The sequence below is a fragment of the uncultured Stenotrophomonas sp. genome, from assembly GCF_913778665.1.
Classification (GTDB): Bacteria; Pseudomonadota; Gammaproteobacteria; order Xanthomonadales; family Xanthomonadaceae; genus Stenotrophomonas.
In genome coordinates this window covers 283,762-303,951 of the sequence record NZ_CAJYVQ010000008.1, presented here as the reverse complement: position 1 = coordinate 303,951, position 20,190 = coordinate 283,762, and the positions used below count along the sequence as shown (strand labels likewise).

At 65.7% G+C, this 20,190-nt stretch carries 13 protein-coding genes; 1 reads left to right on the top strand and 12 read right to left on the bottom strand.

The window, feature by feature from the left end; all coding sequences use genetic code 11:
• Positions 1-122 precede the first annotated feature (122 nt).
• The 12 genes from QZ853_RS10100 to QZ853_RS10045 all read right to left on the bottom strand — a co-directional run bounded on the left by QZ853_RS10100 (position 123) and on the right by QZ853_RS10045 (position 19,134).
• Positions 123-872 (bottom strand): hypothetical protein, encoded by a 750-nt coding sequence (locus QZ853_RS10100; RefSeq protein WP_295573475.1) that lies wholly within the window; start codon positions 870-872, stop codon positions 123-125.
• Between the two features lie 69 nt (positions 873-941).
• Entirely contained in the window at positions 942-6,332 is a 5,391-nt protein-coding gene (locus tag QZ853_RS10095; RefSeq protein ID WP_295572591.1) for an ESPR-type extended signal peptide-containing protein, read from the bottom strand.
• A gap of 69 nt (positions 6,333-6,401) precedes the next feature.
• Positions 6,402-7,097 (bottom strand): pilus assembly protein, encoded by a 696-nt coding sequence (locus QZ853_RS10090; RefSeq protein ID WP_286069694.1) that lies wholly within the window; start codon positions 7,095-7,097, stop codon positions 6,402-6,404.
• A 15-nt stretch (positions 7,098-7,112) separates the two neighbouring features.
• Positions 7,113-8,252: a CfaE/CblD family pilus tip adhesin gene (locus QZ853_RS10085; protein WP_295572589.1), complete on the bottom strand. Its 1,140-nt coding sequence runs from the start codon at positions 8,250-8,252 to the stop codon at positions 7,113-7,115.
• Complete coding sequence (locus tag QZ853_RS10080) at positions 8,249-10,969, bottom strand: TcfC E-set like domain-containing protein (RefSeq protein ID WP_295572586.1); 2,721 nt, start codon at positions 10,967-10,969, stop codon at positions 8,249-8,251. Before QZ853_RS10080 ends, QZ853_RS10085 begins: the two co-directional genes overlap by 4 nt.
• 49 nt (positions 10,970-11,018) lie before the next feature.
• Entirely contained in the window at positions 11,019-11,525 is a 507-nt protein-coding gene (locus QZ853_RS10075; RefSeq protein WP_295572584.1) for a CS1 type fimbrial major subunit, read from the bottom strand.
• Positions 11,526-12,047: 522 nt separating this feature from the next.
• Positions 12,048-13,157: a hypothetical protein gene (locus QZ853_RS10070; protein ID WP_295572582.1), complete on the bottom strand. Its 1,110-nt coding sequence runs from the start codon at positions 13,155-13,157 to the stop codon at positions 12,048-12,050.
• Positions 13,158-13,363: 206 nt separating this feature from the next.
• Positions 13,364-14,641 (bottom strand): citrate synthase, encoded by a 1,278-nt coding sequence (locus tag QZ853_RS10065; RefSeq protein WP_049404024.1) that lies wholly within the window; start codon positions 14,639-14,641, stop codon positions 13,364-13,366.
• A gap of 296 nt (positions 14,642-14,937) precedes the next feature.
• Positions 14,938-15,180, bottom strand: coding sequence for a type B 50S ribosomal protein L31 (locus tag QZ853_RS10060; RefSeq protein ID WP_010484049.1), 243 nt, complete (start codon positions 15,178-15,180; stop codon positions 14,938-14,940).
• Positions 15,181-15,268: 88 nt separating this feature from the next.
• Positions 15,269-16,207, bottom strand: a complete 939-nt coding sequence (locus QZ853_RS10055) for a nucleoside hydrolase (RefSeq protein WP_295572580.1) — start codon at positions 16,205-16,207, stop codon at positions 15,269-15,271.
• Between the two features lie 421 nt (positions 16,208-16,628).
• Positions 16,629-18,740, bottom strand: a complete 2,112-nt coding sequence (gene recG, locus QZ853_RS10050) for an ATP-dependent DNA helicase RecG (protein ID WP_295572578.1) — start codon at positions 18,738-18,740, stop codon at positions 16,629-16,631.
• 7 nt (positions 18,741-18,747) lie between these two features.
• Positions 18,748-19,134: a RidA family protein gene (locus tag QZ853_RS10045; protein WP_005410875.1), complete on the bottom strand. Its 387-nt coding sequence runs from the start codon at positions 19,132-19,134 to the stop codon at positions 18,748-18,750.
• A 343-nt stretch (positions 19,135-19,477) separates the two neighbouring features.
• Between QZ853_RS10045 and catB the strand changes: the two genes are divergently transcribed.
• Positions 19,478-20,110, top strand: coding sequence for a type B chloramphenicol O-acetyltransferase (gene catB / locus QZ853_RS10040; RefSeq protein WP_295572574.1), 633 nt, complete (start codon positions 19,478-19,480; stop codon positions 20,108-20,110).
• Positions 20,111-20,190: the final 80 nt, after the last annotated feature.

Genomic DNA, 20,190 nt, shown 5'->3' with positions numbered 1-20,190 from the left:
CGCTGGCCCTTGGCCGGCGAGCGCAGCGGCACCTGCCCTGGGTGGGTGCGAACCGTTGGTCCGCACTGTGCTTCGGGCTGCCTGGTTGTCTGGCTGGAACGCAGCCGAGCGCGGGCCCGGCTCTACAGCGGCATTCCTGCATCGCGCGGCGGTTCCGGGTCACTCAACCACGCCGCCAGCCACGGCAGCGGGGCCCGTTTGGGATACTCGGTCATCATCCGCGCATGCATCGTATGCAGATCATTCAGCAACCAGGTCTGGTAGTAGACATCGTTGAACGGATCCGACCATCCCGTCTTCAGCCGCTGGCGGTTACTGCTTTCCAAGCAGGGCACCAGATCGTCGGGGCCATCGAGGATCCGCTGCAGCGCCCGGTTGGTCGCCGCGTTCTCCATTGCCGCCTCCCGCAACGACGTGATGCGGTCCACCACCTGCGTGCACTGGTAGGGTGCGCAGCCATCCGTGGCGTCAATGTAATCGGCGATGTCCGCCAGCATATGGGCCTTCAGCCGCCAGACCATTTCGCTTTCCAGCGTCTGCCGTACCCGCATCGTCCGCTGTGCGTTGGCGCGGATGCCGGCAGCAGTGGTGAACTCCTGGCCCGACGGGTTGCCGCCGTGGCGCACCAGCACGATGCGGTTGATCGCCTCGTGGGAGACGCTCTCCAACCGTAGGGCCGCCGCCTGCGGATGCACCCGCGGCGGTGGCACGTTGGTGAACTGCCAGTAATACCAGAGCACCACGACCATCCCCGACAGGCACAGCAGGGTAGTCAGCGTCCAGGCATCCAGATGGCGGGTGTAATAGCGATACCGCGCGCGCCACAGATAGAAGCTGCGGTAGCTCATGAATCGACGTACCCAACCGTACATTGCCATCTCCTCCGCCAATGCCCCGACGCGGCGGGGCCCGTTACGCGCACCACGCCGGGGCGTCATGGCTTACCAGCCGATGCCCACACCCACGCCCATGCTGCGTTCGCCGCTGTTGGTGAAGGCACCATTGAGGCTGAAGGTGGCCGAGCCCTTGTCGTTCAACACGCGCTGGTAGCCCACGGCCATGGCCGATTCCCCCTCGCTGTAGCCCACGCCCGCGCCGAGGCGGTTGTAGGTGTTCAGGCCGGCGGTGTTCATGGCCATTGCGCTCTGCGCGCTGCTCATGGCCGCCATGCGGTTGAAGCGCTTGTCCATCTTGTCCAGGCGGCGGTCGACCTCGCGGCTGATGCCATCGCTGTACTCGTTGGCACGGGCCAGCATCTTCTCCAGCTCCGCGGTGTCCACCTGCGGAGTGGGCGCTTCCGGCTTCGGTGCATCGGCCTGCGGGGTGGGCGGCGGCGGCGTGCCGTTGTCGGCCACCTTGTTGTCGGCGGCAGACGGCGGCGTGGCGGGGGTCTCCGGCTCGGGCGATGCAGCAGGTACGGCGGCCGGCGCACCGGCATCAGCCGATGCGATGGTGAGCGCACGCGACTGCGGTGCCTGCGGCTGGCCGTCCAGACGCTGCTCCAGGCCATCCACGCGGCCATTGAGCTGCTGCTGCAACGAGTACAGCTGGCCGCCGTTGACCGCATCGCGGCTGCCGGCACCGACGTAGCCGTTGGCCACGTTGGACAGGACCATGCCGTTGGCACCGGCCAGGTTCAGCTGGTTCAGGCCATCGGAACGGAGCGAGGGGCCGTCCTGGAACACCGAGCGCAGCTGCGATTCCACGCGGTCCACGCGCTGGGTACCGGTGATGACGGCCGAATCGAGCGTGGCCAGGGCATCGTTGAGCGTGGACTGCTGGCCGCCCTGCACGTTGAAGGTGGGATTGATGATGTTGCCGTTGGCGTCGATGTCGCCGCCGAGGGAGGCGAGCGCCCCGCGGAGCTGGCCGACGGTGGCGGCGTCCGTGGCGTTGCGGCCGTTGGCTACGTTGACGATGCGACGCTTCAAGCCCGCACTGCCGACTGATACCGTATTTGCCTCATCAGCCACCGACTGAAAGCCCAACGCGACTCCATTGGCCGCTGTATTAAGCACCCTAGCCTCTGCACCCAGTGCAACGCCTCCAGACGTCATGACCTGGGATCTGCCCCCAAGCGCAAATCCGTCCTCTGCTTCCTCATGTACGTAAGAAGCACGCCCCAGCGCCACTGAGTTTTTACCGCGAGCAGTGGCGTATGTGCCAACTGCAGTGGCACCCTCAGTACTCAGAGACGCCTCTGCGCCATCGCCTACAGCTACACCAACGAGGCCCGCCCGAGCAGCGACACTGAGACCATCGCTGCCGACAACGAAGTATTGCGCCTGCTCAATCAGACCATCGATCCGAACATTGGTCGCAAACAACTGCCCACCATTCACCACATCGCGGCTTTCGCTTGAAAGCGAACCATCAGCAACCCCCGTCAAGCGCGAATCTCCGAAGTCGATCACGCCCCCCTGTGCTGTAGACATGGAACCGAACAACGGATTTCCGCCACTACCAGCCCGGAGGTCCTCAAGACCCGCACGATTCCTCTCGATGTCCTGCTTGACATCAAACAGCTGATTGCCAGTTACCGCATCACGGCTACCCGCTGCAACGCGGCCGTCAGCCAGGTTGGACAGGATCATGCCATTGGCACCGGAGAGGTTGATCTGGCCGAAGCCATCAGAGCGGACAGAAGGCCCATCTTGGAACACTGAACGAAGCTGATGCTCCACGCGGTCCACGCGCGCACCACCGGTTACCACGGCACTGTCCAGTGCCGCCAGAGCATCCCCAACATTGTTCTGCGTCCCGCCTTGGATGTTGTAGATCGGCGAGTTAAGGTTCCCATTGGAATCCAAACTTGCGCCACCACCAAACATTCCAACAGCTTCGCCAAGTTGACCAGCGGTCGCAGCGTCATGGGAGTCCTTGCCACGAGCGACGTTCACAATTCGCCTCTTGATCGAAGTGTTACCGATGGAGAGAGTGTTCTCTTCGCCAGCAAATGAAGCGTAGCCAAGCGCAACACTGTTGCGAGCCGACGCCTTCACTTGAGCCTGAGCCCCCAATGCTATGCCTCCAGAGACCTCAACTGCAGCACTTGCACCCAGCGCGAATCCCTCAATTGCCTGTTCATGCACCATCGCCGCGCGACCGAGCGCCACGGAATTGATGCCAAGCGCCTGAGAGAAGCTACCGAGTGCAGTCCCCCCCTCGCTTTTAGGCGATGCAATCGCAGAATCTCCAATAGCAACTCCAAATATTCCCGCGACAGCCGCTTCGCTTTCACCATCTATGCCAACCCTCACAAACTTCGATGCATTCTGCAGAGAGCTGATTCGCTCATTAGTCGCAAACAACTGCCCACCATTTACCGCATCCGTGCTCCCCGCAGAACTGATATCCCCCGCAGCAACACCTTTCACCTTGCCGCCTGCCACATCCACATGGCCATCGGCATCAAACTTCACTACGCCGTCCAGATCAGGATCGAAGTTGTCGAACTCTCCGCGCAGCTTCTGCAGCTCGCTGCGGTTGTCAGCAATGCGTCCGTCATGTGCGGTCAGCGCTTCGCCTTGCACCCGCACCAGCTCGTTCGTCGCGAACAACTGGCTACCAGTCACCGCATCCGTGCTGCCACGCGATACAACGCCATCGGCGATGTTGTAGACCCGACGCTTGCCGCCGTTCTTGTTGGCCACATCCACGACATTGCCCGTATTCTCACTACCGAGGCGCACGTTGCCGCTGCCCGACACCTGGCTGACCAGACCACCCAGCGCATCGGCCTTGGCCACGGCGGAATTGGCCGTGGTCTGTGCCGTGCCTGCCGCAGTCTGCGCCGCCGTGGCGGTGTTCTGGGCCGTAGTCACATTGGTGTTCGTGGTATTGAGCTGACGCCCGGTCACCGCTTCGGTGCTGGTGCCATTGAGCGCGGCATCGGCCACGCCGCTCAGCTTGCGGTTGGCATTGGACTTGTTGCGAATATCCAGGGTCGTGCCGGTGTTCTCACCACCCACGCGCACGTTGCCGGTGGCAGATACCTGGCTTACCAAGCCGCCCAGCGCATCGGCCTTTGCCACTGCCGCGTTGGCCGTGGTCTGGGCGTTACCGGCAGCGGTCCGCGCTGCCGTCGCGGTGTCCTGTGCGGTGGTTACGTTGTTGTTGGTGGCAAACAGCTGCTGGCCGGTCACGGCATCGCTGCTGGATGCGCTGAGCGTGGCGTTCTGCACGCCATTGAGATAGCGCTTGCCGCCGTCCTTGTTGCTCACCGTCAGTACATTGCCGGTGTTCTCCGCACCCAGGTAGAGGTTACCGCTGGCCGATGCCTGCTTCACCAGACCGCTCATGCGCTGGTTAGTGTCGTGCAACTGGCGGCCGGTCACCGCATCGGTACTGGTGGCGTTCAACGCGCCATCGCCCACATTGACGATCTTCCGCTGGCTGGTGGTGGTGCCAACTGACACCTGGTTGTTGCCTGTGGTGACTGAGCCATTGCCCAGGGCCACACTGCCAGCATGCGTTGCCTGGGCACGGTCTCCCAAGGCGACCGCACTGGCACCGCTTGCTTTGGCAATGTTTCCGAGTGCGGTTGAGAACGAACCTGAAGCAGCTGACTCCCTACCGATTGCGGTCGACTGGTTGGCACTGGCCACCGCGTTGTGTCCCACGGCAGTGGCGTGCGTGGCGTCGGCTGCAGCACCGTTACCCATCGCCACAGCGCGGTCGCCAACCGCAGATGCACGCAGGCCGGCAGCGACAGCCCCATTCCCGCTGCGGCTGTTTGCGCCCAACGCCACGCCCCCGGTGCCCGTGCTCTTGTTGCCTGCGGCATCGACATTGGCACGTGCGTCGGCACCCAGCGCGATGCCGTTGCTGTTGTACGCCTTGGCGCCGGATCCGAGCGCGGCACTGGCACTTGCACCACCGCCCTCAGCGGCCGCGGCACTGCCCAATGCCACGGCAGCGGCGTCCAAGCGGGCTTTCACCGCATTGACCTGCGTGTTGGTGGCATGCAGCTGGTTGCCCGTGACAACCTCGCTGCTGCCAGCGGCCAGGCGGCCATCCTTCACATTGACGATGTTGCGCTTCAACGTGGCGTTGCCCACCGAAATCTGGTCGGTCCCGGTGGTAACCGAACGCTCACCCAGCGCGACGGAATTGTCGTGGGTCGCCTTGCTGTTGCCACCCAGTGCCATGGCATGGGCGCCGCTGGCCTCGGCCACGCTACCCATGGCGATGGCATTGTTGGCCAGCGCCTTTGCGCCGTTGCCGAATGCGGCGGCCGCCAAACCCTCGGCGCGTGCCGAATGCCCCATCGCCACCGACACGTCGCCGCTGGCGGTAGCCTTGTTGGTATCAGTGATGGGCGAGCCCGTGGCCACGGCATAGCCGTTGGTGGTGGCCTGCGCCAGCGCGCGGTCTGCGACCGACCGTGCGTTGTCGGCAGCCGTCTTGGCGGTGCTGGCAGCGGTGCGCACCGTTCCAATGCTGGCGTTCAGCGTGTTCTTCTCGCGCTGCAGCGTACGACCGTTGACCGCGTCGTAGCTGCTGCTGCTCACTGCGCCATCGGCGACATTGACGATCCTGCGCTTCTTCGTTGCATTGCCAACGGAGACCGTGTCGGTCTGCGTGGCTATCGAATCGCGCCCCAACGCTACCGAACCTGTCTGCTGTGCCTGCGCGCCCTTGCCCAGTGCTACGGCGCCAGCTGCCTGTGCGTTCGCCTGGAAGCCAAGGGAGACACCATCATAGGTCGATCTGGCCCTGCCACCAATGGAAATAGCACCGGTATAGCCGCTGTTGCCAGCATGGGCATCGCCGCCGATGGCAATGCGATCTTCCCCCCCACCATCGGCCGTCTGCGCGCCACTGCCGAAAGCAAGGCTGTTCTTTCCGCGCGCTTTGGCATCGTTGCCAAATGCGCTGGTGCCCAACCCGTCACCCAGCGCACGGGCACCAAACACGGCCGAATAGCCGTCTGTAGTACGGGCGCCGTGACCAAACACTGCCACGTAGTCACCCTTGGCATAGCTGCTGTTGCCAAAGCTGGTCGAGTAGGAACCGTCAGTGTAGTTGCCCGCGCCGAATCCCATGTAGTTCTCGCTACCGTTGGCAGCATCGGCGTAGTTCACGCCATCGGTATGTCCTGCGAACGGCGCGCAGCGAACCAGCTGGCCCCCGGCTCTTGTGTCGCAGCCCAGGAAGTGCGAGGCCTGTGCACCTGGCAGCACGAGTGCACCAGCAAGGGCCGCCAGCAGGATCGGGCTGGCACCGACGCGGGTTGCAGGTGCGGCCTTGCCACGCGCGGTGGTCAGTTCGCTGGCAACCACCCAGCACTGCCGGGCGGTGGACCAGAGTTTGCGGTAGATCTTGTTCATGGTGGTTCTCCTTAACAATGGAAGGAAACGCGACCCGCCGGCACCGTTGCGCGCGGCGGGGTGTGGGGATCAGGGGGAAAGGGTCTGTACGTGCTCGCGGTAGCCATCGCGGCTGAGCCGGTAGCGCAGCTGCACGCTATGGCCGGGCAACACTTCGAACGGCAGGGTCAGTTCGCTTCCCGGGTACAGGCTTCGCGACACCGCATGGGCGGTGCAGCGCGTGCCTTCGCAGTCGGAGATGCTGGTGATGCCCAGGCGCAGGGTGCCTTCGTTGCGCAGGGTTCGGCCGTGCACGCGCGGCAGCACGGTGCCGTCGGCGGGCAGCACATTCACCAGTGCGCCCCAGACCAGATTCACGCCCACGTTGGCCTGCGCGCTCTCGGTGGAATCCACGCCAGATTCCTCCGGGCCACGCACGCCTTCGAAGTACACGCGATACGCGGTTTCCTGTTGCACCGGTTGTAGCGGGATGACCCGGATCAGGCGGTTGCCGCCACCGGCCAGCGCGAACTTGCCGGGGGTAATGGCGATGGCGGCTTCGCTGGATTCCACGTCTACTTCGTGCTCGCCGGGGTCGGCCGCGTCGTCGATGCGCTTCAGCGACGCCTGGATGTACTGCGGCTTTGTGGATTGCGAGTAGATGCGGATCTGCGTGCCACGCTTGGCGTCCACCGACGAGCGCATGGGGTGCACGGTCAGATTGGCCTGCGCGGGCAGCGCCAGCAGCAATGACAGCGGCAACAGGAAGAGGGCAAGGGCTTTCATGGAATCTCCTTGGGATCAGGGCGTGCCGGCAGGCACACGGAGTTCAAGCTGCAGGTCACCCCAATAGATGCCTGAGCGTTTGGAGGTCGACGGCACGCGCGGCATGTCCAGCGTCATCGGCGTGTTCACGCAGAACACCGGCTGGCTCATGCCGGGCAGCATCACCAGCCGCAGTTGCGAACTGTCGATACCGGTCAGTTGTTCTTCGACGCCGTTGCTGAGCGGTACGCGTGCGCCGTTGTGATCCAGAGTGACCGTGTAATCCAGGCGTTGGCTGGGATCACTGCCACTGCTGTCGTGCCAGAGCGAGAAGCCGCTGTTGCCTGCCGAGCGCGGGCTGATATCGCGCGCGGTTACGGCCAGGTAGGAGGCTTGCGAGCCGAGTCCGTCGTAGAGGCACATCTCCACGACCGTGCGACCACCCACCGTTTGTTGGATGGGGTCGTAGCGGGCGTCGAGGTTTACGAGCGGGGTGGTGCTTTCGAACTGGGGGAAATAGATGGATGCGGCATTGTGGTCGGTAATGGTGAAGTCAAAGTTGAAGATGTATGTGGCGACATTTCCATTTCGCGGCGTCATTAGGCCCAGCTCAAGAGTTGCCTGCCAATGGCCAGCGACCAGCTTCGCCACTTCCTCGCCGCTCAACCGGAGCTGCCCTCCCGTGCCAGCGGGCAGATCGCTTGCGCAACGCACTCCATAGCTTGACCACGGCGCATAAAGAGCGTTTTGCCAGAAATCTCCAAGGCAAGCTCGGCCGGACATAGCTCGTTGAACAGCGCCATCGAGCGAGATCTCGGTTCTGAGATTTGACCTGCGCTCAGTGAAGCTCAAGCGGATCTGATGAATTCCCACGAGATCAATGTTTTGACCTAAAGTTGGACACAGACCTTTTTCAGAATTGCTTTCTGATTGACACACTAAGTGAAGCGCTCCGTACTCACGCGCAGCATTTGCATCGTCATAGCCGAGCAGTGTCCTCGGCGCCCACAACTCAATTCCCCCCGGCATCGCAGAACGATCCCAAGTCATCACGATGTCCTGCGTAGTACTCACCGGATGCGTCTCCGGCGGCCTCTGCCCCCAAGCCTTCGGCACGCACACCAGCACCATCAGCGCGCTCATCACCATCACCACCCACACTCCACGCCGGTTCATGGCGCACCTCCTGCTGCTGCGGTCTGCGGCGTGGCGGCCATCAGCGCCTGTTCCTGCAGCAACCGGGTCACGCGGGCCTGCTGGCGGATCTCCGCCGGCAGCTGGGCCACGGCCAGCGGTTCGCAGTGCACGGCGCCGACCAGCATCACCACGCTGCGGCGCTCGCGCACCTGCAGCGGGCAATGCAGCAGGCGGTCGTCCTGCAGCAGGTAGAGCGTGCGTTCGCGACGCGGGAAATCGGCGACGAAGCCGCCGTTGGCGCCGGTGCCGGGCACCGGTGCGTTGAGGATGCGGGCGCCGCCCAGCGGCGCGCCGGCCACGTCGCGCGCGTTGCCGATGAAGGTGTAGGTCACCTCGATCGGCACCGGCAGGCGCAGCAGGCGGCCGGGCGCCAGGAACAGTGGGCGCGCGCCGCCCACGCCGCTCACGCGGATGGCGGCATCGCTGCCCAGGGCGCTGGCGTCCTGCACTTCGGCGCGGTGCGACTGGTAGGCCGACAGCGGCAGCAGGCGGCGCTCGCCCAGCGCCAGCTTCTGCCGGCGCAGGCCGCCCACCTGCAGTTCGGCGGCCACGCCGGTCAGTTCCAGGTCGTCCACCGTATCTACCTGCACGGCCAGGCCGGCATCGGCGCCCACGCCGCCGCCCCAGTAGAAGCCGCGGCGGCTCAATGCCAGCCCGGAACTGTGCGTGGCGCTGTAGGACAGCTCATCGCGGCCGTGCTGCGCGTAGTGCGCCACCGCCATCGAGGTATGACCCAGGCGGTTCTGCAGCTGTCCGCCCAGCGAGGCGCTGTAGCGTTCGTTGTTGTTGCCACGCACTTCCAGCGTGGCCTCGCGGAACTGCGTATCCACTTCCTGGCGCAGGGTCTGCGCGGCGCTGTAGTTCACTTCCGGGCGCGCGTGCTGCGGCTGGCGCATGTCCACGCTGTAGCGCCGCTGCGATGAGCCGATATCGCGGCGCTGCAGGCGGCTGAAGGACAGGCTGAGGAACACACCACGGTCGCGATCGCCATTAAGGCGGCTGCGGCTGTGCTGCTGCCACACGCCCACGCGCGCGGACACGCTGAATTCCTGCCAGCGCTGCATGCGGTTGTAGCTGGCCTGCCAGGTGCGGCTCTGCCGTGGTTCGCGCTGGTAGCGCGGCTGCCACGGCAGCAGCGGGTCAAGGCCGGCCATGGGGTCGTCCCATTCGTCGCGCAGCAGCGCGCCACGGCTCCAGGTCTGGCGCTTGGTGTAGGCCAAGTAGGCACTGCCGCCTGCCAGTGGCAGCGACACCGAAGCACTGAGTGAATCGGCGCAGCCCAGGCGGTCGCGCGCATCATCGTTGAACTGGCAGGCCTGCCCACGCAGGCGCTGGTGGTAAACATTCCACGACGCATGGCGGCGGTACGACAGCTGATGCTGCTGGCCACTGCTGCCATCGCTGCCGCGCAGGCCGCTGAAGGTGGCGCGTATATCCTGGGTCTCAAACTGCCGGCGCAGGTCCAGGCGCAGCTCGCCATAGCTGAAGCCGCCGAGGTCAGCCACACCGGCGGTCACTGCCGCATCGCGCCCCAGCGGCACGCGCAGGCCGGCCATGGCCGCCAGTTCATCGTTGAAGCGATCATCGCGGCGCTCGTTGCGGCGGCCGCCCTGCAGGAACCACTGCACGCTGCCGTTGGCCCAGTTGCCGCCCTTGTCGAACGGCGCGTCTTCGCTGCGCACCAGCACGCCGTCTTCGTAGATGCGCAGCATCACGGTGTAGCTGCCAAACGGAAAGCGGCGGGTGTCCAGTTCGTTGATGCCGGCCTGCAGGTAGAAGGTCTGCAGCAGGCGCTCGCCATCGAATGCATCCACGCGGGCATCGCGCGCCAGCAGCACGGTGAGCGGCGTGGCCTGCACGGCGCTCTCTGCATCCACGTAGGCCTGGGTGGTGCCCACGCGCAGGCCCTGGAAGCGGTCCATCGGCAGCATGCTGAAACTGAAGGTGCCGCCCAGCGGGCTGGACAGGTTGCGGCGGTCCATGCGCCCGGCCTGCAGGTAGTGCTGCTGGCCCAGGTCGTGGCGGTAATAGGCATTGTCGAACTGGAAATCCTGGCGGCGGCGGCCACCGCGGTACTGCTGGCTGTTGAAGTTCCAATCGACCATGGCGTGGCCGCGCTGGAACAGGCCCAGCGTGCCGGCACCCTGCGCAGTGAGCGCCTGATAGCCGCGGCCGCCGCTGAAATTGAGGGTCTGCTGGTGCAGAAAGGCGTTTTCGGCGTTGCGGCTGATCTGGTGGAAGCGGTCGTTGGCCGGCTCGCCGCGGATCCACTGCCGGGCCACGAACAGACGCAGTGCGCCCTCGCCTTCGTCGTACAGCGCGCGCACGGCCGCGGGGTCTTCCGGCGGATCCAGATAGCCACAGCCGGCGGTGCCGCTGCCGTAGCGGCAGGCCAGGTGGCTGTTGCGCGGCAGCGGCTGCGACAGCGCCAACAGCAGTGCGGCCTGGGCCTCGGCGGGAAGGTCAAGCGCCTGCAGCACGCGCGCGGGGTCTTCCACCTGGACGTGTTCCAGGGTGACGCGCACGGGCGACAGCCCGGCGCTGCGACCGAACAGGCGGATGTCGAGTTGTTCGGTCTGGCCTTCGACCAGATCTTCGAAACCGGCGGGGACGCCGCGTGCCGCGACCAGCGGCGTGGCCATCGACAGGGCGAGCGCCACCGCCAGCCGGGTGACGGCAGGTGCGTGGGCTTTCATGGGGAATGGCCTGGAAAGGCCGGCCCGGCGTGCGGGCCGGCACAGGGTGTTACGGGGTGCCGGCCTTCTGCACCATCGCGATGCTGACCATGCCTTCGTACTTGCCGGCCACGGTCAACGGGGCGCGGGTGGTCTGGCCGATATTGAGATCCATCACAACCGAATGGCCTTCCAGCGCACCGCTATAAAGATCCGCAGCCAGGAAGTCCTGCTCGGCCACGGTGAGCGCACGCCCCATGAGGCTGACGGTGAGCGGCACGGCCGGTGCGGCGCCGTCGGTACGCACCAGGCTGGGCGCGGTGATCAAACGCACGCCCACGTCCATGTCTTCGTCGTTGGTGTAGATGCGCACGCGCTCGGTGTGGGGGGTCAGGCCCAGGCCCGGCACATGGGTCAGGCGCACTTCGGTGGGCAGCGCGCTGCCGTCTTCCTTCAGCAGGGCCAGGGTCAGGTCGACGTCGGCGTAGACCTGGATGTGGGATTCGGCGGCGTGCGCGGACAGCGACGCGGTGACCAGCGCTGCAGCGAGCGCGGCCTTCTTCAGAATGGCATTCATCGGGTTGTCTCTCTCGGACAGTAAAGGGAGAGCTTCCCTCCCAGGAGGAGAAGGAGGAAGGGAAGCGTCGCGACTTCCGGGTGGGAAAGTGGCGACGGAGACAATGGTAGAAATCCGACCCGTCACGAATCCATTCAACGATTCCTAAATCGCGGATTGTTAAGCGCATTCCTCGACGCGGCTCAATGATCCGACTGAATGCAACTTGCCTCACTGCAGAATGCAAGAAGATGCATTGCGCGTTTGCGAGGAAGGCGTGGAGAGTGGTCGATTGCGCCAACAACCGGCTGGCATGGCCCGGCGCTACCGGATGGAGAGCGAGCGCCAGTAGATCCACGCCATGCGTGGGTTGTTTACACGGATGCCAAACGCATCAGGCCGCCTTGCGGCGGCCTGATGGTCAGAGCATTCAAACGCGTGCGATCAGAAGAAAATCGCGTACAGGATCAGCAGCGGAATCGGCACGCCCAACAGCCAGAGCAGAATCATTTTCATGGCAGGTCTCCTTGCATGGAATGCGGGTTACAGGTCGCGGCGGCGGCCGCCCCAGGTGGCGCTGAGGCTGGCGAAGAACGCGCCGATCAGCAGGGTGATGAACAGCCACAGTGCGGCGTAAGCCGTTGCTTTGCGCGCATCATCGGCCGCCTGCTTGGCGGTGGTCTTTGCCTTCTCCAGCGCGGCACGCATGCGCGTCTGCACATCGGTCACACGGGCCTGCGCTTCGGCCGGGCTCATGCCGGTCTCGCGCGCGATGAGCTGCGACAGGTACTGGGTGTCGGCCGGATCGAGGCCATCGCCCTGCAGGCTGTTGACGATGATGCGGTTCACTTCGGCCCGCACCTCACGACGGTCGCCCATTGGGCCGCCGCCCGGCATCGGGCGCGGCGGCGGGGCCATGCGTGCATCGCGTGGGCCGGGGCTGGCGGCCGACGGCGGCGGCGGCGGTGCAGCGGGGTCCATCGGGCCATTGCCCGGGGCGGCGCCCGGTGCAGGCGGGGTCGGCGGCGCAGCGCCAACGTCCGGGCCCGGGGTGGTTGCGTTGCGGAACAGCGAATCCACCCAATAGTTGAGGTCGCTTTCAGGGGCACCTGCACCTGCACCTGCAGCTGCCGCACCCGCACCGGCCGCGGCAACACCGGCGGTGGACGCTGCGGCGCCTGCGGTGGCACCTGCGACCTTTGCACCGGCGCCCAGCACGCCACCGATGGCCGAGGTCAGAAGACCGGCGGTGAGCAGCGTTGCCACGGCCCACGACACGAAGCCGTGTGCGGTGTCGCGGAAGTAGGTTTCATCGCCATGGATCTGCGTCCACTTGGTGCGCAGGCGACCAGCGAGGTAGCCGCCCAGGCCGGAGGCGGCCAGCGCGGTGAAGGTGAGCCAAGCGATGCTGGACCAGCCGAAGGTTTCCTTGCTGACGCCCTCGAAGGACCACGGCGATACCGAGGACAAGCCGAGACCGACGCCGAGGATCAGCAGGACGAGCGAGAGTGCGGCAGCGGCGGCGGCACCGGCGAAGATCGCGCCCCAGGACACGGCGCTTTCGCTGGGCGGCGCGACGATGGGTGCGGTGACGACAGCGGCGACGTCGGGGCCAAGCGGGCCGCGCTCGGGTGGGTCGAATCGGGTACTCATGGTGTGGACGCTCCATTTCAGGTGCTGCGGATGCAGCTGGCGTCCTGAGGCTGCGCGAGCGGTTGTGAAGCTGGCGAGACCCTTGAATCACGCGGTCTTTGCGCGGTGAAGCGCGTGCCAACCAAGGTTGGCACCCACCGGGCTAGCGGCAAAAAAAAAACGCCCCGCGGATGCGGGGCGTTCTTCTCACGAATTACCTCGGGCGATCAGCCCTGGTAGTCGCGCACGTCGCTGCCGGTGTAGACCTGGCGCGGACGGCCGATCTTCATTTCCGGGTCGACCTGCTGTTCCAGCCAATGCGACACCCAGCCGGAGGTACGGCCCAGGGCGAACATGACGGTGAACATTTCGGTCGGGATCTGCAGCGCCTTGTAGATGATGCCGCTGTAGAAATCGACATTCGGGTACAGCTTGCGGGCGACGAAGTACTCGTCCTGCAGCGCGGCCTGTTCCAGCTTCACGGCCACGTCCAGCAGCGGATCCTGCACGCCCAGCTGCTTGAGCACCTTGCTGGTCATCTCGCCGATGACCTTGGCGCGCGGGTCGAAGTTCTTGTAGACGCGGTGGCCGAAGCCCATCAGGCGGAAGCCGGAGGTCTTGTCCTTGGCCTTGACCACGGCGGACTCGACGTTGTCGGCAGTGCCGATTTCTTCCAGCATCTTCAGCACGGCTTCGTTGGCACCGCCGTGGGCCGGACCCCACAGCGCGGTGACGCCAGCGGCGACCGACGCGTACGGGTTGGCACCGGTCGAACCGACCAGGCGCACGGTCGAGGTCGAGGCGTTCTGCTCGTGGTCGGCGTGCAGGATGAACAGCAGGTCCAGCGCCTTGACCACGTCCGGGTTCAGATCGTACTGGCCGTCAGCCGACTCGAAGGTCTGCTTCAGGAAGCGGCTGACGTAGTCCAGCGAGGTGTCCGGCTTGTTGGCCGGCAGGCCCTTGCCATGGCGGTAGATCAGCGCCGACAGGGTCGGCACCTTTGCGATCAGGCGCACGGCGGCCTGGCGGCGCTGTTCGGCGTCGGACAGGTCCAGCGAGTCGTGGTAGATAGCCGACAGCTGCGCGATCGCAGCGGCCAGGATCGCCATCGGATGGGCATCCTTGGCGAAGCTGCCGATCAGGGTGTTGATCGAATCGTCGACGTTGGCTTCGGCAGCCAGCTCATCGGTGAAGGCCTTCAGCTGCTCGGCGCTCGGGCGCTCGCCGTTGATCAGCAGGTAGGCCACTTCGACGTAGCTCGACTTTTCCGACAGCTGTTCGATCGGGTAGCCGCGGTACAGCAGCACGCCCTTGTCGCCGTCGATGTAGGTGATGGCGGACTTGCAGCTGGCCGTCGCGGTGAAGCCGGAATCGTAGGTGAAATACCCCGTTTCCTTGGTCAGCTTCGCGATGTCGACGCAGTCGTTGCCAAGGGTGGGTTTGATGACGGGCAGAACGACCGACTTATCGCCGGCGTTGAGCGTGACCTGATCAAGATCGGACACTGTGTGCGCTCCTTCATGGGAAGGCGCCTGCCCAAGCGCATTGGTCAGGCACGTGAATGACGTCCTCGGCCTGTGCCGGGGATCAGGTCATTATCGCACAGCAGCATTTGTCGGGTGCTAGACGGAAGTCGTATGCGACAGGCGGCCAGACGCCGGCCGTTGAGCGGCCCGGATCGGCAAAAACACTGTCACACGAACGCAGTGTTCCGTCCATCCAAACGCCCGTTGGGCAGGCGTTGAGGAAAAACAAACGGCCGCGCAGAGCGCGGCCGTCGGTTCGAAGCTGGATCGACAGATCAGCGCGCGTAGCGCTTCTGGAACTTGTCGATACGGCCCGAGGTGTCGATGACCTTGTGCTTGCCCGTGTAGAACGGGTGCGAAGCCGAGGAAATTTCAACCTTCACCAGCGGGTAGTCGTTGCCGTCTTCCCACTTGATGGTTTCCTTCGTCGCCATGGTCGAGCGGGTCAGGATCTTGAAATCGGAGGTGACGTCATGGAAGACGACGTCGCGGTAGTTCGGATGGATATCGGCCTTCATGGGCTCACACCGTAAATGGGCTGGTGGTCAAGAGCGGCATTATAAGCACCGGTTGCCGCCCGGGGCAACCGGTGCGGGTCAATCGACTTCAGTCCGCGCCCAGGGCCTGGCGCACCAGAGCCTCGAAACGCTGCTGGTCGTAGGCCATCAGCAGATCGCAGTTGTCCGGCTGGCCGGTCTGGCGGTTCCAGTCGACGATGGTGGCACCCCGGCTGAACGTGCCGTTCAGCTCCACGTTCATGGGACGCGATTCCACCTGCAGCTGCCCTTCCGGGTTCAGCGCCCAGGCCATGGCCACCGCATCGGCGGTGTACCAGCGGCCGCCCTTGGCGTCTTCCGACAGCGCGCGGGTCTTGCGCGAGATCAGCTCGTAGAAGCGGGCGCGATCGGAATCGGCCTGCAGCCACTGCTCGGCCTGCTCAAGCGGCAGGCCATGGGCGACGGTGGCTTCCCAGTCCGACACCAGCAGGTGCTTGAACGAGGTGAACACCACGTGCGCCGCTTCCGGGTCGAAGGCGATGTTGAATTCGGCCGCCGGGGTGATGTTGCCGTGGCAGGTGACCGCGCCGCCCATCACCACGATGCGCTTGATGCGCTGTGGCAGGGTCGGGTCCAGCTTCAGCGCCAGCGCCAGATTGGTCAGCGGGCCGAGCATCACCAGCATCAGTTCGCCGGCGTGCTCGTGCGACAGGCGCAGGATGGCCAGCGCGGCGTGCTCGGCTTCGGCCTGGCGGCTGGGCGGCGGCAGGTCCACGTCACCGTAGCCATCACGGCCATGCACGTGGGCAGCGTCCATCGACGGGTGCAGCAGCGGATCGGGGCTGCCGGCAAATACCGGCACGTCGGTGCGGCCGACAATGTCGCAGAGCTTGAGGGCGTTGCGGACCGTGTATTCGAGGCCGACATTGCCGGCGGCGATGGTCAGGGCGACCACGTCATGCCGTTCGTCGGCAAAGGCCATCAACAGGGCCAGAGCGTCGTCCACACCGGGGTCGGTGTCGATCAACAGGGGGATCTTGTGGGTCATCGTTGCCGTCTTCAGATCGGCAACGAAGTGTGGACCGGGATGATGACCGTTGCAAGTACGGAGGCTGGGGTTCGGCAGGGCTGCGCCCTTCACCCGCGGAGGCAAGAGCAACGGCAACGTCAAAAGCTGGTTTTCCGGGGGATGGCGAGGGGGGCCGGTTGAGGGGGACGCCGTAAACCCATCCATGGGGCTTGGCCGCGGCATCCATGCCGCTCACACCCCCTCAACCGGACCCATCCCGCCTTCGACAGACCCTGCAGTCTGTCGGAACAGCATCCTGCCCTGGTAGGTGTCGGCCTTGGTCGACACGTCCACAAGATGATCGAGAATGATCTTTGTGGAGCCGGGCCCATGCGCGACTCACGCGCGCAGCGCGATGTAGATCCACGCGATGCGTGGGTGAGCATTCCGGAAATGGCAGTTACGCCGAGGCGTAACGCACGGCGGTGCCGATCCAGCGCTGCACCACGCGGTCGGCCAGCGCCGGTTGCTGGGCCAGCAGGCGCTCGGCCAGCTCGTGCACGCCGGGCAGCAGGCCGGCGTCGCGGGCCAGGTCGGCGATGCGGAAGCCGGCCAGGCCGGTCTGCCGCGTGCCCAGCAGCTCGCCGGGTCCGCGCAGCTCCAGGTCTTTCTCGGCGATGACGAAGCCATCGTTGGTTTCGCGCATGGTCTGCAGGCGCTCGCGCGCCATCTGCGAAAGCGGTGCCTGGTACAGCAGCACGCAGCGCGACACGGCCGAGCCGCGCCCTACCCGCCCCCGCAGCTGGTGCAACTGCGCCAGCCCCAGGCGCTCGGCGTTCTCGATCACCATCAACGAGGCATTGGGCACGTCCACGCCCACTTCGATGACCGTGGTGGCCACCAGCAGATCGATCTCGCCGGCCTTGAACGCGACCATCGTCGCCAGCTTTTCCGCCGCCTTCAGGCGGCCATGCACCAGACCTACGCGCACGCCGGGCAGCAGCGCCTGCAGCGATTCGTAGGTGGCCTGCGCCGGGGTGGCGTCCAGCTCTTCGCTTTCCTCGATGAGCGTGCAGACCCAGTACACCTGCCGCCCTTCCTGGCAGGCCAGGGCGATGCGTTCGATCAGTTCGGGACGGCGGTCGTTGTTCAGCGCCACAGTCTGCACCGGGGTGCGGCCGGGCGGCAGTTCGTCGATGGCCGAGACATCCAGGTCGGCGTATTCGGACATCGCCAGCGTGCGCGGAATGGGCGTGGCGGTCATCACCAGCTGGTGCGGCACGCTGTGCGCGCCCGCGCCCTTGTCACGCAGGGCCAGCCGCTGGTGCACGCCGAAGCGGTGCTGCTCATCGACGATGGCCAGGGCCAGGTCCTGGAACACCACCGCGTCCTGCATCAGCGCATGGGTGCCGACCACGACCTGGGCTTCGCCGTTGGCCACCTGCTCGATCACTTTGGCGCGCGCCTTGCCGGTGACCTTGCCGGCCAGCCAGCTCACGCGCACGCCCAACGGTTCCAGCCAGCCACGCAGATTGTTGAGGTGCTGCTCGGCCAGCAGTTCGGTGGGCGCGGCCAGGGCGACCTGCTTGCCCTGCTCCACCGCCAGCATGGCGGCCAGCGCGGCCACCACGGTCTTGCCCGAACCGACATCGCCCTGCACCAACCGCAGCATCGGGCTGGGGCGGGCGAGGTCTTCACGGATCTGCTTGAACACGCGCGCCTGCGCACCGGTCAGGGCAAACGGCAGCTGCTTCAGCAGCGCCTTGGCCAGCGTGCCCGGGCCAGCCAGCGGCGGCGCATGGTGCGCCTGCAATGCGATGCGCTGGCGGCGCAGACTGAGGTGGTGGGCCAGCAGTTCTTCCATCGCCAGGCGACGCTGCGCCGGGTGCGTGCCTGCGGCCAGCGCGGCCAGATCGGCATCCGGCGGTGGCCGGTGCACGGTCAGCAGTGCGCTGCGCAGCGACGGCAGGCCGAGGCCATCGAGCCAACCATTGGGCAGCAGTTCCAGCGCGCTTTCCTCAGGCAGGCGGTCCAGTGCCTGGCCGATCAGCTTGCGCATCGTCATCGGGCCCACGCCTTCGACGGTGGGATACACCGGGTCGAGGCGGTCGCCGAGTCCGGGATCGTCGTTGCGGCCCAGCACCTGGTAGCTGGGGTGGACGATTTCCAGGCCCAGGTGGCCGGGCTTGGGCGTGCCGAAGCAGCGAAGCCGGTTGCCGACTGCAAACTGACCGACCTGCTGCTGGCGGAAGTGGAAGAAGCGCAGCACCAGGGTGCCCTGCCCTTCGTCTTCCACCGCCACCTTCAGCATGGGCCGGTGGCGCATGCCGCGCTCGACCGCAACCACCCGTACTTCCACTTGCGCCGGCACGCCGTTGCGCAGCTCTTCGATGCGGGTCAGCCGGGTGCGGTCTTCATAGCGCAACGGCAGGTGCAGCCACAGGTCCTGCAGGGTGGCCAGGCCACGCGCCTGCAGTTTGGCGGCCACGGCCGGTCCCACGCCCGCCAGCATCGCCAGGGATGCTTCGCCGGACGGTGACAGGACCGGAGTGACCGCCGCCTTGCGTGCCACGTGGCGGTCAGTCGATGACCATCACCGCGTCGACCTCGAAGTTGGCACCCTTCGGCAGGCCGGACACTTCGATGGTCGAACGGGCCGGGTACGGGGCCTGGAAGTAGTCCTGCATGACCGCGTTGACCTTGGCGAACTCGCCCAGATCGGTGAGGTACAGGCCCAGACGCACGACCTTGTCCAGCGAGCCGCCGGCGGCTTCGGCCACGGCCTTGAGGTTGTCGAAGGCACGGCGGGCCTGCGCTTCAACGTCGCCGGCGCCGACGATGTCGCCAGTAGCGGGGTCGAGCGGGATCTGGCCGGAGAAGTACACGGTGTTGCCAGCGCGCACGGCCTGCGAGTACGGGCCGATGGCGGCGGGAGCCTTTTCGGTGTTGATGATCTGGCGGGACATGGTCGCTCCGGTGGGTTGGGGGGAAAACAGAGCGGTGATTGTACCGGGTAGGCGCGATGTCGGCTGGGGTCGGAGCCGCCTCCGTCGGCGAGGGATCCAACCCCATGCCTTCATTCATGCCGCGCTGTGCGCTCGCCGGGCATGGCCCGGTGCTACGAGAGCTTCATCCGCGCGTGGCGTGGATCTACTGGACCGGTCTGGTGCCCCACGTGTAGAGCCGAACCCATGCTTGGCTGCTGCAAGCCAAAGCAGCCAAGCATGGGCTCGGCTCTACAACAGTCATCCACGCATGCCCCGGAGTGGGCTTGCGTAGACTGACTGCAGATTCCGGCAGGGCCACACCATGGCAAACGTGTTCGACTCGCCCTTCAAGGGCAAACTGCTGACCGAAATGGTCACCAACCCCAACATCCTGGTCGGCCGCTACAGCTACTACTCCGGCTACTACCACAGGCACGGCTTCGACGATTGTGCGCGCTACCTGCTGCCTGACCGCGATGACGTGGACAAGCTGATCATCGGCAGCTTCTGCTCGATCGGCAGCGGCGCCAGTTTCATCATGGCCGGCAATCAGGGCCACCGGCACGATTGGGCATCGACATTCCCATTCTTCTACATGCAGGAAGAGCCGGCCTTTGCTGCGGCCAATGACGCCTTCAACCCGGCCGGTGACACGGTCATCGGCAATGACGTGTGGATCGGCGCCGAGGCGATGATCCTGCCGGGAGTGCGCATTGGCGATGGTGCCGTGGTCGGCAGCCGGGCGCTGGTGACCCGCGACGTGGCGCCTTACGCGATCGTGGGCGGCAACCCGGCCAAGGTGCTGCGCAGCCGGTTCGCAGCGGAGGACATCGCGCGGCTGCTGGAAATGGCATGGTGGGAGTGGCCGCTGGCGCACATCCAGACGGCGATGCCGCTGCTGACCGCCGGGGATATCGCGGCGCTGCATGCCTACTGGCGCGAACAGGTGAAGTGATGGGGTTGGGGTCGGATCCGTTCCCCGGCGGGAAACGGCTCTGGCTCCATGCGCCACGTTCGCGGAACATCATCCACGCA